Origin of the sequence: Shewanella hafniensis, assembly GCF_019655335.1 — a bacterium.
Lineage (GTDB): Bacteria > Pseudomonadota > Gammaproteobacteria > Enterobacterales > Shewanellaceae > Shewanella > Shewanella hafniensis.
In genome coordinates this window covers 1-16,083 of sequence record NZ_BPFD01000020.1, presented here as the reverse complement: position 1 = coordinate 16,083, position 16,083 = coordinate 1, and the positions used below count along the sequence as shown (strand labels likewise).

Genomic DNA, 16,083 nt, shown 5'->3' with positions numbered 1-16,083 from the left:
GGCTCATTCAATGAGATTGGGTGAGTAGTCTCATTTGGTCGACTCTATAACTGAAAATCATGGTTTCCCCCCACGACCTTGATTCACCTCGGCCGTTAGGCCGGATTAACGGCTAGAGTGAACTCGTATACCTTGTGACTCTTAATGACGAACCAACAACTTACCCTTTTAGAACGTTTAAATCCCAGTCATTTTCTCAGTGGTTAAGTCGTCAGACTGGCCTATAAGACAGTCTGCAATGACTCATAAACATTCTGCTACTGAGCCACTCGACCCCCCCTATACCGACAGGGTGTCGGAATAAATAGTCAGCATATAAAGTATACTTTGTATCATTTTGTGGTTTAATCGAAACATCTGCTGCCGATTTTAGCAACATTTTGGGCGGCGATGCGGTAACAAGGTTGTGAATCGATAATAATAAAGTGACCTCTTGTGAAGGATGACATTTGAGGGAACATGGTCGAGGAGAACTCGCCTATGCGTTCGTGGATGTTAGCGTGTGTGTTTATCTGTACTGCGGGTTTTGGTGGGGCGGCTTGGGCAAAACTCGATGTGGTTTTCTTTAATCCAGGGGCTGTCGATGACAGTTTTTGGGGGGACGTCGACCAATTGATGTTGGCGGCATCGACGACACTCGATATTAAACTCGATATCATTCATTCCGATCGCAATCACTTCAAGATGATAACCCAACTCGATGAGTTGTTAGCTTCTGCAAAGGCGTTACCTAATTACGTTATTCTGGTTAATGAAAAACAATCCGCGATAAAAATGTTGCAGGCGCTTTATCCTCACCCTGTCTATGTGCAATTGATTTTAAATGATATTTCCCCTGGCGAGCGTGATGCCTTGCTGCAAGATCCCCATTGGCAAGAATATCTGTTACCCGCCATTATTCCCGATAATTACGCTATTGGTTCGGCGACCGCTAAGGCCTTAATGGACGATTTAGAAGGAAAGGCGGCTAAAGTTCTGTTGATTTCGGGCGATAAGTCGACGCCTGCTTCAGTACTTCGTACCCAAGGTGCCAGCGATTATTTCTTTATGCAGCCCAATGCCACTCTGACTCAAACGGTTTATGGCCAATGGAGTGACGCAGTAGCTTATGGTCAAGCGCTCACTCTGCTGAACCGTTATCCCGATCTAAACGTGATTTGGACCGCCAGTGATCGTATGGCAATTGGAGTGCTTAAAGCATTGAAGGAAAAAGGCTTAGTCTCGGGTAAAGATGTATTTGTCAATACGATCAATACGTCACCTGAGATTTTACAGCTTTGTCGCCAACACGCGGTGAGCATTATTGGTGGCGGGCACTTTATGGCTGGCGCGTTAGCTTTGGTCGAGTTGCAATATTATCAGCAGCATAAGCACTATATTCCCTATGACAATGTCACCTTGTTCGGCGTTTTACTGCCTGATTCGGCATTTTATCAAATGTTAGTTGCTCGGGATTGGCCGCAGATTTTCCAGTCTCAGATTTTGAATAAGTTGCTCTTCAAGGCGTAATAACGGGTGTACATGAAGCATCGAAATCATTCTATTAGTCATAAGATGACGCTGACCATTATCGGGGTGAGCTCATTTTTTGCTGTGTTAACTATGCTGGTGCAGTTGATTTGGAACTATCAGGATAGTATCGACAATGCCACGTCGGATATCCGCGAGTATTCAGAATCTATTCTGCCGAGCGTGGCGAAGTCGCTGTGGGACGTCGACCGTAGCCTGCTATCTGATTTGCTCTCTGGTTTAGGGATGATGCCGTTAGTGTCGAGTGTGCATTTAGACAGTATCGACGGCGTCACTATGCAGCTGGGAAAACCGCTGTTAACCGACGACGAGTCGCAAACCCTGTTTCATTATCCTGTGACTTATCAAGATCAGCTGATCGCAACCTTAACCGTAGGCTTAGACACCAACCAGCTTTACTACGAGCTGTGGCGGCAGTTGATTTTTATCGTACTCGGCAATGGTTTAAAGACCCTGCTGATGATCTATTTGATCTTGACCTTAGTGCGACTCATGGTGACAGATAGACTGTCGGCATTGGAAGATTTTACTAATAAAATCAATCTAAAATCGTTAAAAAAGTTGTCTGTTCCCGAAACAGTGACCGCCAGTCCTGACGAGATTGCTCATGTGGCATTGTCGCTTAAGGACATGTACCAAAGGATACGCAATGACCTCGCTATCAATAAGCGCCATCAACGTGCGTTACAGCAACAGCAGCATTTATTGTCGGACTTAGTGAAAGAGCGGACCAAAGAACTGGACTGGCAGTCGCAATCGAATCAGCTGTTGGCGGAGATTTCGTTGCAATTTTTGAGTATCGACACCTGCAATGTGGACAAAACCTTAGCTGAGGTGTGCCACAAAATCGGTCAGTTATTTGATGTTGAAAGGGTGAGCATTCTCGAATTTCATCAACAGCATGCTTATTACCGCAGTTTTTGGACCAGCGAGTTACATGCTAACAAGGTCCAAGGGATTTCGGTGGACAACATTACTCAGCTTGCTAAAAAACTCGAGACAGAATCGACCTTAGTGATTGAGGATCTTGAGGCGTTAAAGGACTTCTCACCACAGGAATATGAGGTAATGAAATCCGTGGGGATATGTTCGATTGCCGCCTTTGCGATTAAAAATGCTGGGGAGTTATTGGGATTGCTCTCGCTGTCGACTGTGTCGCGGCCCTTGAATTGGAACGCCCAGAAAAAGAATATGCTGACTCAGTTTGCCTCCGCATTGAACGAGTTACTGCTGCGCGAGCAAAAAAGAGCGGCAGATGATAGTGCTGCAACAAGCGCTGGTTTCTGCTAATACTCAATTGAAAGAAATGGCCGAAACCGATGAGTTAACGGGTTTAGCCAATAGACGCCCCTTCACCGAAAGATTAGAAACCGTACTACAGGCGGATATCCCTGCGGGACTGTTTATGTTGGACGTCGATTATTTCAAATCCTACAACGACACATACGGTCATCTCGAAGGCGATGTAGTGCTTAAACGCGTGGCGGATGCCTTAGCGCAGTGCGATATTTTGCCGCACAATGCTTTGTTAGCGCGCATCGGGGGCGAAGAGTTTGCCTTAGTCGTTGAGCTCGTCTCACCTGCGCAGTTAACGGCCATTGCCACGCAGCTGTGTTATCTCGTCGAACAACTCAGTATTCCCCATCAAGCATCGCCGTTGGCTGTGGTAACGATTAGTATTGGCAGCGTGTTTTTGCCATTAGATAAGGTCTCGGGACTTAAGATGCCCGACGTGTTACGCCGTGCCGATGTTTGTCTCTATCGCGCTAAGGATAAAGGGCGTAATAGGGTCGAAGTTGAAGTGATTTAATGGCATAGGGGCAAGTCAGCCTTGTACCTATACCTATTGCAGTCTTTTGTTGCTCGGCATCAGTTGAGTATTGCTCCATCATTAGGTGCTCTCTGCGCTTAATAATTGGGATTAAGCCTCAAATTGTCCTATCTCCATGCTTAAGTAATGTTTAGGTCATCAGCGTTCGTCATTTAGCCATCCGGCGATATTTAGGCTAAATCAGCTGAGCCTCTTTATGTCACAGACCGCACTCAATCATGCTAACTAATTGATAACATTTGCATGAAACTGTGCTGTAGATCCATCGTTAAGATAAAAATTACTCAAGGTGAGGTAATATTAGGCGGCAAATGAGATATAATCTGTCGCCCATAGTCGATTTAGCGATGCACTCTGAGTGACATCCATGCTGCCATTCTGGACGTATTTCTCGTAACGCAACTAAGCGAAAGCCACGACTGCCTAGTCAATTCCATTGGCTTAAATGTACGTTCTAGCAGCTCAATATCAAAGCCACCGCACTGAGATGTCTTAATGATGTCGAGTCGCGCCTAAGCCGTGAATTTGCAGATATACTCAGAGCAGCCTAAAACGGCAATGTAAGTGCTTTTTATCTTAGGGTAGCAAGGAGCTGGCACAGCCGTTTGAACGGTTTGTAGGCTGGATAACCCCTAGCAAACTGTGCCCCAATTAAATGAATTCAGCTGACTCGTGAGCCATAAAGCGCGGGTTGGTCCTAGTTAGTCCAGTGTTAAATGAAAGGTGTTACATGAGTCTCTTTGATAACGTGATGATTATATTGTGCCTAATCGGCGCGAGTTGTTTCTTCTCTATGTCAGAAATTGCACTTGCTGCTTCACGTAAAATCCGTTTACGTCAATTGGCCGATGAGGGCGATGCCCGCGCAGAAAAAGTGTTGCAGTTACAAGCCGTTCCCGGCAGCTTTTTTACTGTGGTACAAATCGGGCTTAATGCCGTTGCCATCATGGGCGGTATCGTCGGTGAGTCGGCATTTCGACCTTATTTCTATGAATTACTATCGCCTTTGCTGACCGATCCTTGGTTGAGCCAACTGAGCTTTATTTTATCCTTTGTTGTCGTCACCAGTGCCTTTATTCTGGTGGCGGATTTGATGCCAAAACGCATTGCGATGGCGATGCCTGAGCCAGTCGCATTAGCCGTTGTTGGGCCTATGTCTTTCTGTATTGTGCTATTGCGTCCATTAGTATGGTTTTTCAATGGCATGGCGAGCGGCATCTTTAAACTGCTGCAAATCCCAACCGTGCGTAACGATGCCATCACCTCCGATGACATTTATGCTGTGATGAATGCAGGCGCCGAAGCTGGAGTTTTAGATCGCGGTGAACAACAGATGATGGAAAATGTGTTTGAAATGCAAACCGTTTCTGTAACCTCTGCCATGACTGCCCGTGAAAGCTTAGTGTACTTTTTACTGCAAGACAGCGAAGAAGATATCAAGCGTAAGATTTCTGAAGATCCCCATACTAAGTTCCTCGTCTGCGATGGTCAGTTAGATATGATCAAAGGCTTTGTGGATGCAAAAGAATTGCTGATCCGTGTGATCAACGGTGAGAATATCACCTTAAAAGGCAGTAACTTAGTCCACACTTCGCTGATTATTCCCGATACTTTGAGCCTGTCAGAGGCGATGGAATATTTTAAGAATAGCCGCGCCGATTTTGCCGTGGTAATGAACGAATATGCCTTAGTGGTGGGTATTGTCACGACCAACGATTTACAACGCGCCGTGATGGGGGCTTGGTCATTGCACGAGAGCGAAGAGCAGATCATCGCCCGCGATGGTAACTCTTGGTTAGTCGATGGGGTAACACCGATTACCGACGTGATGCGCGCCTTCGGCATCGAAGAATTCCCGCATAATCAAAACTACGAAACCATTGCCGGTTTTATGATGTATATGCTGCGTAAAATCCCTAAGCGTACCGATTTCGTCAACTATGCGGGCTATAAATTTGAGGTGGTCGATATCGATTCTTACAAGGTCGATCAGCTATTGGTGACCCGTATCGATCCTATCGATAAGCTCAACTCGCCGGATGTTTAAATCACATCCAAAAACGCATTGACTATGGGATCGTCGAGCCGCTTTACTTTGCAGCAGCAACCTAACTCGAAGGGCGGTATTGCAACGGGAGAAGCGAGTAACTGGATACGATCCCGCACTGGGCTGTTATTGATCACCACTTCTGGGCTCATGCTCACGCCGCAGCCCAACGCCACCATTGAGGCGATCGCTTCTTGGCCCGAGACTTGGGCGTAAATATTAGGGCTGATGCCCATTTGTTTGAACCAGTTATCGGCGCGGCGACGTCCGGGCCCGTGGTCGGGAATGATAAAGGGCACACTCGACCAATCAATAGGCGTTTGGCTAATTTGCTGCTGCACCGCGCAGCGGATAGTTGGGGCGATGATCGACAGCGGCACATCGTCGATTTTGGCAAAGTGTAAGCTGCTCGGAAACGGATCGGGCAGGGCGGCGATGGCGATATCGGCGCGATTCTGTTGTACTTCGGCCAGTGCGTTCGCCGCATCTCCCGTGGTTAAGGCTATCTCGACGAAGGGATGTTCTTGGCGGAATAAATCCAATAAACCCGGTAAATGACTGTAGGCAGCAGTGACCGAGCAATACAGATTTAACCGACCGCGCAGTACGTCCTGCTTGAGATCGATACTGTGCTTGAGCGTGCTCCAATGGTTCAAAGTTTGCTCGGCAAACAGCTTAAACTCGCGTCCCGCGTGGGTTAAGGTCACACTGCGATTATCCCGCTCTAACAGCTTAGCGTTCACTTCCTCTTCTAATCTTTGCAGGGCTCGGCTTAAGGTCGATGGGCTCACATGCATCTGCTCCGCGGTCTTGGCGAAGTGCAAACTGTCACATAAGTGCAGGTACAATTTGAGGGTACGAATATCCATGAGCTTATCCTGTTTAGTTTGAACTTAAGCCTAGCTTGAGTGACGGCGTGATTCGGTGCTGCATATTGGCGCCGATATTACTGTCAGTGTTCCTGATCCATGATTGCCGTTGACGTTGCGCATAATGCAATATGAAGTTTCGAATATATCATTTTAAGCAATGATAAGCATGGGTTATAGTGATTTCAATCACAACCAAGCCGTAACATTATGTTAGTTTGGTTGCGTCCAAAATTTCTGACTTATAGGTGGTATATCAGATGGCTAACTATTTTAACTCTCTGAATTTACGTCAACAATTAGCACAGCTTGGCCAATGTCGTTTTATGGATCGTTCTGAGTTTAGCGACGGCTGTAACTACATAAAAGATTGGAATATTGTTATTTTAGGTTGTGGTGCTCAAGGTCTTAACCAAGGCTTGAACATGCGTGATTCGGGTCTGAATATCTCTTTTGCCCTACGTCCTGAAGCGATTGAACAGAAACGTGCCTCATGGCAAAAAGCAACCGATAACGGTTTTTGTGTCGGTACCTTTGAAGAATTAATCCCTGCTGCGGATCTGGTCCTTAACCTGACGCCGGACAAACAGCATTCCAACGTGGTTAACGCTGTTATGCCACTGATGAAGCAAGGCTCTACCTTGTCTTACTCACATGGCTTCAACATCGTCGAAGAGGGCATGCAAGTTCGTCCCGATATCACGGTAGTGATGGTTGCGCCTAAGTGTCCAGGCACTGAAGTGCGTGAAGAATACAAACGTGGTTTTGGTGTGCCTACCCTTATCGCAGTTCACCCAGAAAACGATCCAAACGGTGACGGCTTAGAGATTGCTAAAGCCTACGCCAGCGCAACGGGTGGCGACAGAGCCGGTGTGTTACTGTCGTCTTTCATCGCAGAAGTGAAGTCGGATCTGATGGGCGAGCAGACCATTCTGTGCGGTATGTTGCAGACGGGCGCCATCTTAGGCTTTGATAAAATGATCGCCGATGGCGTTGAGCCAGGCTACGCGGCCAAGCTTATCCAGCAAGGTTGGGAAACGGTCACCGAAGCGCTGAAACACGGCGGCATCACTAACATGATGGACCGTTTGTCTAACCCCGCCAAGATTAAAGCATTTGAAATTGCAGAAGATTTAAAAGAAATCCTTCAGCCATTATTTGAAAAGCACATGGATGACATCATCAGCGGCGAATTCTCCCGCACTATGATGCAAGACTGGGCGAACGATGATGTGAACTTGCTGCGTTGGAGAGCGGAAACTGGCGAAACAGGTTTCGAAAATGCCCCCGTATCGAGCGAGCATATCGACGAACAAACCTATTTCGACAAAGGTATTTTCCTTGTCGCTATGATCAAAGCGGGTGTGGAACTGGCGTTCGATACCATGGTGTCTGCGGGTATCGTGGAAGAGTCGGCTTATTACGAGTCACTGCATGAAACTCCACTCATCGCCAACACGATTGCCCGTAAGCGTTTGTACGAAATGAACGTAGTGATTTCAGATACCGCCGAATACGGTTGCTACCTGTTCAATCACGCCGCCGTGCCTATGCTGCGCGATTACGTTAATGCCATGTCACCTGAGTATTTAGGTGCTGGCCTGAAAGACAGCGCAACCGGTGTCGACAACCTAACGCTCATCGCTGTTAACGAAGCGATTCGTGAAACGGCAGTGGAATATGTTGGTGCTGAGCTTCGCGGTTACATGACAGATATGAAGAGCATTGTTGAGGCCTAATTGAGTTTTAGCTGAGATTAAGTTGAGCTTAAATTAAACCCAGCATTGGGAGAGAGGGTTGAGACTTAAAGGACTTAGGTCTCAGCTCAGTTCCCAAGCAAGCTCAAGATAGTGAAACGCGCATCTTGAGCTTGCTTAGTGATAAATCAGTTTAGTGGAAACCAAATTTTTTCCTGTTCAGTGGGTTGTCGAGCGGGCAAAAACGACATTGTTAGTGAGTGAATAGTCAGTGAGTGAATCTTCGGTGAGCGTTCGATGGTAAATGGGCGTTCAGTGAATGAATCCAGCGGTAGGCGCATCGCGCCGACTGAGGCTCAACAGTTAACGTTTTACTTTGTTGTTTTGCATTGTCTCGGCAGGGAAGCTGAATTTTTTTTGACAAAAGATATTTTTTATTGTGTTTGGCTGTCGCTTTATGGTAAAGCTAATAGCTCGCGGTAGGGCAAAGTCCAAAGCGAAACTAACTTTCATGCAATACCCCAATTTTAGAAACACCGATTAGGAATCCATATTGATGTTTAACCAAGCTGCCAAGCTCATTCTCGTGATTATTACCGTCGTGATTATTAAATCACAGCGGGGGCGGCGCATGGCAAACTGATAGACCTAAAAGGTTAGAAGTTTCGAAAGAACCCCCCGCTCCGAAAGGACGGGGGGTTCTTCGTTTCAGGGCCTAGAGCGAGGTCCAAGCTTCGAAAGAGTAAAAAATTAGCGTCGATTTTCGGCAATTCAGGACTAACGTAGCGAGAGAGAATATGGAACCAGGGCAGATGATCAGAGGCGCAGACGCGGTAATTAAAGTGTTAGCAGCACATGGAGTCACCACAGTGTTTGGTTACCCAGGTGGTGCCATTATGCCAATCTACGATGCCCTCTATGGCAGCCCTGTCGAACATCTGCTCAGCCGTCACGAACAAGGCGCCGCCTTTGCCGCCGTAGGATACGCAAGAGCCAGCGGTAAAACTGGCGTGTGCTTTGCGACCTCAGGCCCTGGCGCGACTAACCTGATCACTTCCTTAGCCGATGCCCTGTTAGATTCAGTGCCTATGGTGGCCATCACAGGCCAAGTCTCTACCGCCGTTATCGGCACTGATGCTTTTCAAGAAATCGATGTGCTGGGCATGTCACTGAGCTGCACTAAGCACAGTTTTATGGTGACAGACGTCAACGACCTGATCCCAACCTTGTATCAAGCTTTTGAGATCGCCGCATCTGGTCGCCCTGGCCCTGTGCTGGTCGATATCCCGAAGGATATCCAAATCGCCCAATTGGAATATCGCACACCTTTGCTGGCCGTCATGAACGAACCCCAAGCCGAGATGAATGATATCGACGCCGCCCGTGCACTGTTGGCTGAGGCTAAACAGCCTATGTTGTATGTCGGCGGCGGTGTCGGCATGGCGGGCGCGGTCGATCAACTGCGTGAGTTTATCAAAGTAACGGGCATACCTTCGGTCGCGACCTTGAAAGGGCTGGGCAGTATCGCCCACGGCACGCCCGGTTACTTAGGCATGTTAGGCATGCATGGTGGTAAGGCGGCTAACTTAGCGGTACAGGATTGCGATTTGCTGATCGTGGTCGGCGCCCGTTTCGACGACCGAGTCACCGGCCGTTTAGCGAGCTTTGCCGACAAGGCCAAAGTGATCCATTTAGATATCGACGCCGCCGAACTGGGCAAGTTACGTATGCCTGAGGTGGCAATCGCCGGCGACTTACGCCAAATCTTACCTGCCTTAGCCATGTCGATGAACATCACGCCTTGGCAGGCCGAGGTGGAGCATTTATCCCGTAAGCATCAATGGGATTATCAACACCCCGGCAGTTTGATCTACGCCCCCGCACTGCTGCGCCGTTTAGCCAATAAATTACCCGAAGACAATGTTGTTTGTTGTGATGTGGGCCAGCACCAAATGTGGGTGGCCCAGCATATGTGGTTCCGTCGCCCTGAAGATCATTTGTCCAGCGCGGGTTTAGGCACTATGGGCTTTGGTTTGCCCGCCGCCATTGGTGCGCAAGTGGCCCGTCCCGATGCCACTGTGGTGACTGTGTCTGGCGATGGTTCTTTTATGATGAATGTGCAGGAACTGACCACCATCAAACGCCGCAAGCTGCCAGTGAAGATAGTGCTTATCGACAATCAAAAGCTTGGCATGGTGAAACAGTGGCAGCAGCTATTTTTTGAAGAGCGCTACAGTGAAACGGATTTATCCGATAACCCAGATTTTGTGCAATTGGCCTCCGCCTTCGATATCCCCGGCCGCACGATTTTTTCTTCCGACGAAGTGGAAGAAGCCTTAACCGAAATGTTAGCGGCTAAGGGGCCGTATTTGTTACACGTTGCAATCGACGATGCTTTTAACGTTTGGCCACTGGTGCCCCCCGGCGCATCAAACAGCGATATGATGGACGAAATGGAGAAACAAACATGATCCACTCTCTGGAATTAACGGTTCAACAACGCCCCGAAGTGCTTGAGCGTGTCCTGCGCGTGACTCGCCATCGCGGCTTTACCATTACCCAAATGCAGATGCGCATGAACGACGATGCGAGCCTGTCGCTGGATATGGAGGTCGATAGCGAGCGTGCCATCGAGCTGCTAAGTAATCAGCTGAATAAGCTGATTGATGTGACTCAATGTAAGGTATTGTTACCACTGAGCTTGCAACAAACGGCGAATGCTTAAGCCTGAGCCATATGAACTAAGAATACGATTTTCGATTTGAGATAAAGGATACAGTCAATGCCAAAGTTACGATCAGCTACCAGTACCGAAGGCCGCAATATGGCGGGTGCCCGTGCGTTATGGCGCGCCACAGGGGTGAAAGACAATGATTTTGGTAAGCCAATTATCGCCATCGCTAACTCCTTTACTCAGTTTGTACCGGGCCACGTGCACTTAAAAGACATGGGCTCACTGGTGGCGAGCGCCATTGAAGAAGCGGGCGGTATCGCCAAAGAATTCAATACCATCGCCGTCGATGACGGTATCGCCATGGGCCACGGCGGCATGCTGTACAGTCTGCCATCGCGCGAGCTTATCGCCGACAGTGTGGAATACATGGTTAACGCCCACTGCGCCGATGCCTTAGTCTGTATCTCCAACTGCGACAAGATCACCCCCGGCATGTTGATGGCGGCGCTGCGCCTCAATATTCCCGTGGTGTTTGTGTCTGGCGGACCGATGGAAGCGGGTAAAACTAAGCTGTCGGATAAGCTCATCAAACTCGACTTAGTCGATGCTATGGTGGCGGGCGCCGACTCGAACGTGAGCGATGAAGACAGTGCCAAAATCGAGCGTAGCGCGTGCCCAACCTGCGGCTCTTGCTCTGGCATGTTTACCGCCAACTCAATGAACTGTTTAACCGAAGCCCTAGGATTATCGCTGCCGGGTAACGGCTCTATGTTGGCAACCCACGCGGATCGTCGCGAGCTGTTTTTAGAAGCGGGTCGCCGCGTGATGGCGTTGGCAAAACGTTATTATCATCAAGATGATGAATCGGCATTGCCACGTAATATCGCCAACTTCAAAGCCTTCGAAAATGCCATGACCTTAGATATCGCCATGGGCGGTTCATCTAACACCGTATTGCATTTATTGGCCGCCGCGCAGGAGGCCGATGTCGATTTTACCATGGCGGATATCGACCGTATGTCGCGCCTAGTGCCGCACCTTTGTAAGGTTGCGCCATCGACGCCTAAATATCATATGGAAGACGTGCACCGTGCGGGCGGCGTGATGGGGATTTTAGGCGAACTCGACAGAGCCGGATTACTGCATACCGATGTGTTCCATGTGGCGGCCGATGAAGGTGGCAATTTAAAGTCTGTGTTGGCGAAATACGATGTGATGCAGACCCAAGATGAAAAAGTAAAACACTTCTTTATGGCGGGGCCTGCGGGCATCCCGACTACTAAAGCCTTTAGCCAAGATTGTCGCTGGCCATCACTGGATAACGACAGACAAGAAGGTTGTATCCGTAGCCGCGAGTTTGCCTTCAGCCAAGAGGGCGGGCTTGCCGTATTGTCGGGCAACGTGGCCGAAAACGGCTGCATTGTTAAAACCGCTGGCGTGGATGAATCGAATCTGACCTTTGTTGGCTCGGCGCGCGTCTATGAAAGCCAAGATGACGCTGTGGCGGGCATTTTAGGCGGCGAAGTCGTAGCGGGTGATGTGGTGGTTATCCGTTACGAAGGCCCTAAAGGTGGCCCGGGTATGCAAGAAATGTTGTACCCAACCAGTTACTTAAAATCTCGCGGCCTAGGCAAGGCTTGTGCGCTGATCACCGACGGCCGTTTCTCCGGTGGTACTTCAGGTTTATCGATTGGCCACGTCTCACCCGAAGCGGCGGCGGGTGGCACAATCGCCTTGATTGAAAATGGCGATCGCATCGAGATTGATATCCCCAAGCGCAGCATCAAGCTGGCGATAAGCGATGCTGAACTCAATGCTCGCCGTGAGACCATGTTAGCGCGTGGCCCAATGGCGTGGAAACCCATAGGTCGCGAGCGTTATGTGTCACTCGCGCTTAAGGCCTACGCCATGCTCGCCACCAGTGCCGACAAGGGCGCGGTGCGCGATCGCAGTAAACTGGAGGACTAATTATGTTTACTGCATCTATGTTGCCACTCTCATCGCAAACTCAGGCGGATTTAGCCCATTTTCAGTTGGCACAAAGCTATCTGCAAAAGATCCTGTTGTCATCCGTGTATGACATAGCGAAAGTGACGCCGCTTTCAAGCATGAACAAGTTATCGGCGCGTTTAGGTTGTCAGGTATTTTTGAAGCGCGAAGATATGCAGCCAGTGCATTCCTTCAAGTTACGCGGTGCCTATAACCGTATCGCCCAACTGACGAAAGAAGAATGTCAGCGCGGCGTGGTATGTGCTTCGGCAGGCAATCATGCTCAGGGTGTGGCGATGTCGGCGGCGAGTCGCGGTGTGGATGCTGTGATTGTGATGCCCGAGACGACGCCCGATATTAAAGTCGATGCGGTGCGCCGTTTAGGTGGCAATGTGGTATTGCACGGCCAAGCCTTCGATCAAGCCAATGGTTTTGCGATGGCGATGGCCAAAGAAGAGGGCCGAGTCTATATCGCGCCCTTTGATGATGAAGCGGTGATCGCAGGCCAAGGCACTATCGCCCAAGAGATGTTGCAGCAGCAGCGCGATCTTGAAGTGGTATTTGTGCCCGTGGGCGGTGGCGGTTTAATCGCGGGTATCGCAGCCTATTACAAGGCGGTGATGCCGCAGGTGAAAATTGTCGGCGTCGAGCCAGAAGATGCCGCTTGTTTAAAGGCGGCGATGGAAGCGGGCGAGCCGGTGACGCTGGCGCAAGTCGGTTTATTTGCCGATGGCGTGGCGGTTAAACGTATCGGCACTGAGCCGTTTCGAGTCGCGAAACTTTATGTCGATGAAGTAGTGACTGTGACCTCGGATGAAATCTGCGCCGCGGTGAAGGATATTTTCGAAGACACCCGTGCGATTGCTGAACCCGCTGGGGCCTTGTCCTTGGCTGGGCTTAAAAAATATGTCAGCGCCAATGCCAGTGGCGACAGCGGTAAAGGCGAGAAAGTCGCCGCGATTTTGAGTGGCGCGAATGTGAATTTCCACAGTCTGCGTTATGTGTCGGAGCGCTGCGAACTCGGTGAGCAAAAAGAAGCAGTACTGGCAGTGAAAGTCCCTGAACGTCCGGGAAGTTTCTTAAAATTCTGTGAGTTACTCGATAAGCGGGTGATGACAGAGTTCAACTATCGTTTTAGTAGTCGCGATCTGGCTGTGGTGTTTGCTGGTATTCGCTTAAGCCGAGGCCAAGGCGAACTTGAACAAATCATCGCTACCTTAGAGGCTAACGATTTTGAAGTGCAGGATTTATCCGGCGATGAAACCGCGAAATTGCATGTGCGCTACATGGTTGGCGGTCATCCACCTGAGCCTTTAGAAGAGCGTTTGTTTAGCTTCGAATTCCCCGAGCACCCCGGTGCGCTGCTGAAGTTTTTAACCACCTTGCAGAGCAAATGGAACATTAGTCTGTTCCATTATCGCAACCACGGCGCGGCCTTTGGCCGAGTGCTGGCGGGGTTTGAAGTGCCCGCGAGTGATGCTTTGCCGTTCCAACAGTTTTTAACTGAGTTGGGTTTTGTCTATCAAGAGGAAACTCAAAGCCCTGCCTATCAGCTGTTTTTAAATGCGGGAAACGGCAACAAAGTCTTATAGCGTTAGTGATGAAGAACATCGGCGCGATGGCATTTTAAGCTCAACTTAGATCGAAGTTAGGCTAAAGGAGGGGCGCACATGCGCCCTTTTTTGTGGTAGTTTTGTAGACTTAATACTCTAGCCGCCGATTAACACGTCACTGTTAAGTTACTGACTTAACCCGCTAACGATTAACGGGCAGTTTCTGAAAACAGCACGGCTAATGAATAACGAATTAATATCCAGACCTCGACCCACACCTGCACGCATTAAGGAGACATGATGTTACCAGCACCGCGTTTTACCGCTTTTAATCCTCCTCGCCGTATTTTAATGGGCCCAGGCCCGTCGGATGTTTATCCCGAAGTGCTTGCGGCGCAGTCTAGACCTACAGTTGGCCACTTAGATCCGCTGTTTGTCGGCATGATGGATGAGCTTAAGAGCCTGATCCAATACGCCTTCCAAACTAAAAACGAAATGACTATGGCAGTATCTGCGCCGGGCAGTGCGGGCATGGAAACCTGTTTCGTAAACTTAGTCGAGCCGGGTGAGAAGGTGATTGTCTGTCGTAACGGTGTGTTTGGTGAGCGTATGCGCCAAAACGTCGAGCGTATGGGCGCGATTGCTGTGCTGGTGGACAATGAGTGGGGCACGCCTGTCGACCCTGCTGCGGTTGAAGCGGCGCTGAAAGCCAATCCCGATGCCAAATTTTTAGCCTTTGTGCACGCCGAAACCTCAACTGGCGCCTTGTCCGATGCTAAAACCTTGTGTGCATTAGCCAAACAATACGGCTGTTTATCAATCGTCGATGCGGTGACTTCCCTTGGCGGCGTCGAGTTAAGAGTCGATGAATGGGGCATAGATGCCATTTATTCTGGCAGCCAGAAATGCCTCTCCTGTGTACCGGGTTTATCGCCTGTGTCTTTCTCGCCTGCTGCCGTCGAAAAACTCAAGAATCGCAAGACCCCAGTGCAAAGTTGGTTCCTCGATCAAAGTCTAGTGATGGCCTATTGGACCAGTGCTGGCGGTAAGCGCAGTTACCATCACACAGCGCCAGTAAACGCGCTTTATGCTCTGCACGAATCCCTGCGTTTATTAGCCGAAGAAGGCTTAGAGAATGCATGGCAACGCCATCACGAAATGCACTTAGTGCTGCGTGCTGGGCTGGAAAAGTTAGGGCTAAATTTTGTGGTTGCTGAAGATTATCGCTTGCCGCAACTGAATACGGTTTATATCCCCGAAGGCGTTGATGATGCAGCTGTGCGGACTCGTTTGCTTAAAGATTATAACCTCGAAATCGGCGCCGGCCTTGGCGCCCTTGCGGGTAAAGCATGGCGCATCGGCTTAATGGGCTTTGGTGCCCGCCGCGAGAATGTCGCCTTATGCCTCAAGGCATTAGAAGAAGTGTTGAACTAATATGCCAAGATTAAGCCTTGCCCTTTGCGGCCTAATGATCGCTTTGCTCAGTGCCTGTTCGGTGAACAATACCAGCAATGCGTCCTGCGATTTTGTGCGCGGAACCAACAATAATCAAAGTATGCGTGAGGCGAGCGGCCACGATACGGGCAGTGCCGATGAGCGGCAAAAAGATGTCGGTATCGGCTTCTTGAATGTCATCTTCGGCGGCATCAGTCGAGCACTTTCTTCCGATGATTCAGCGGATGGAAAGTGTTTGTAACTTAGTTAGTTTTAGTGGTTTTGATTAAACGAAAATCCCCGCAATGCGGGGATTTTTTAATTTTGTTAATAAAATCGCTTTTGGCAGCAGGTAATATTGATTTAGCACTGTCATTCCAGTGACTCGCCGACTTTAGTTTAAAAAATAAGTTGACCCTATCGGCCCTACGGCGGTATCTGCTGTATATGGCTAGATTT

The 16,083-nt window shown here is 49.3% G+C and carries 11 protein-coding genes and 1 pseudogene; 10 read left to right on the top strand and 2 right to left on the bottom strand.

Annotated elements, in window-relative coordinates; all coding sequences use genetic code 11:
• Window positions 1-480 precede the first annotated feature (480 nt).
• From K5Q99_RS08240 to paeA, 3 genes and pseudogenes are all read left to right on the top strand, one after another.
• The gene (locus K5Q99_RS08240) at window positions 481-1,509 is read left to right on the top strand and encodes an ABC transporter substrate-binding protein (RefSeq protein WP_220776574.1); all 1,029 of its coding nucleotides are present in this window, start codon (window positions 481-483) and stop codon (window positions 1,507-1,509) included.
• Window positions 1,510-1,554: 45 nt separating this feature from the next.
• Window positions 1,555-3,340 (top strand): annotated as a pseudogene (locus K5Q99_RS08235) (sensor domain-containing diguanylate cyclase).
• A 751-nt stretch (window positions 3,341-4,091) separates the two neighbouring features.
• Complete coding sequence (gene paeA / locus K5Q99_RS08230; protein ID WP_107946304.1) at window positions 4,092-5,408, top strand: polyamine export protein PaeA; 1,317 nt, start codon at window positions 4,092-4,094, stop codon at window positions 5,406-5,408.
• On the opposite strand, the gene ilvY is transcribed toward paeA, so the two are convergent.
• The gene (gene ilvY, locus K5Q99_RS08225; protein ID WP_106649164.1) at window positions 5,405-6,277 is read right to left on the bottom strand and encodes an HTH-type transcriptional activator IlvY; all 873 of its coding nucleotides are present in this window, start codon (window positions 6,275-6,277) and stop codon (window positions 5,405-5,407) included. The two genes, paeA and ilvY, sit on opposite strands and share 4 nt — an antisense overlap.
• A gap of 260 nt (window positions 6,278-6,537) precedes the next feature.
• Between ilvY and ilvC the strand changes: the two genes are divergently transcribed.
• The 7 genes from ilvC to K5Q99_RS08190 all read left to right on the top strand — a co-directional run bounded on the left by ilvC (window position 6,538) and on the right by K5Q99_RS08190 (window position 15,886).
• Window positions 6,538-8,016 carry a ketol-acid reductoisomerase gene (ilvC, locus tag K5Q99_RS08220; RefSeq protein ID WP_220776573.1) on the top strand — a complete coding sequence of 493 codons (1,479 nt, stop codon included), beginning with the start codon at window positions 6,538-6,540 and terminating at the stop codon, window positions 8,014-8,016.
• 755 nt (window positions 8,017-8,771) lie between these two features.
• Window positions 8,772-10,445 (top strand): acetolactate synthase 2 catalytic subunit, encoded by a 1,674-nt coding sequence (gene ilvG, locus K5Q99_RS08215; protein WP_220776572.1) that lies wholly within the window; start codon window positions 8,772-8,774, stop codon window positions 10,443-10,445.
• Entirely contained in the window at window positions 10,442-10,699 is a 258-nt protein-coding gene (ilvM, locus tag K5Q99_RS08210) for an acetolactate synthase 2 small subunit (RefSeq protein WP_006083459.1), read from the top strand. Before ilvG ends, ilvM begins: the two co-directional genes overlap by 4 nt.
• A gap of 57 nt (window positions 10,700-10,756) precedes the next feature.
• Window positions 10,757-12,616: a dihydroxy-acid dehydratase gene (gene ilvD, locus K5Q99_RS08205; protein WP_220776571.1), complete on the top strand. Its 1,860-nt coding sequence runs from the start codon at window positions 10,757-10,759 to the stop codon at window positions 12,614-12,616.
• A gap of 17 nt (window positions 12,617-12,633) precedes the next feature.
• Window positions 12,634-14,229: a threonine ammonia-lyase, biosynthetic gene (gene ilvA / locus K5Q99_RS08200; RefSeq protein WP_220776601.1), complete on the top strand. Its 1,596-nt coding sequence runs from the start codon at window positions 12,634-12,636 to the stop codon at window positions 14,227-14,229.
• Between the two features lie 261 nt (window positions 14,230-14,490).
• Window positions 14,491-15,624: a pyridoxal-phosphate-dependent aminotransferase family protein gene (locus K5Q99_RS08195; protein ID WP_220776570.1), complete on the top strand. Its 1,134-nt coding sequence runs from the start codon at window positions 14,491-14,493 to the stop codon at window positions 15,622-15,624.
• Between the two features lies 1 nt (window position 15,625).
• Window positions 15,626-15,886, top strand: a complete 261-nt coding sequence (locus K5Q99_RS08190) for a hypothetical protein (protein WP_220776569.1) — start codon at window positions 15,626-15,628, stop codon at window positions 15,884-15,886.
• Between the two features lies 1 nt (window position 15,887).
• Here K5Q99_RS08190 and K5Q99_RS08185 read toward each other — a convergent pair.
• Window positions 15,888-16,083 (bottom strand): hypothetical protein (locus K5Q99_RS08185; protein ID WP_220776568.1); only part of this gene is annotated, 196 nt, incomplete at its 5' end.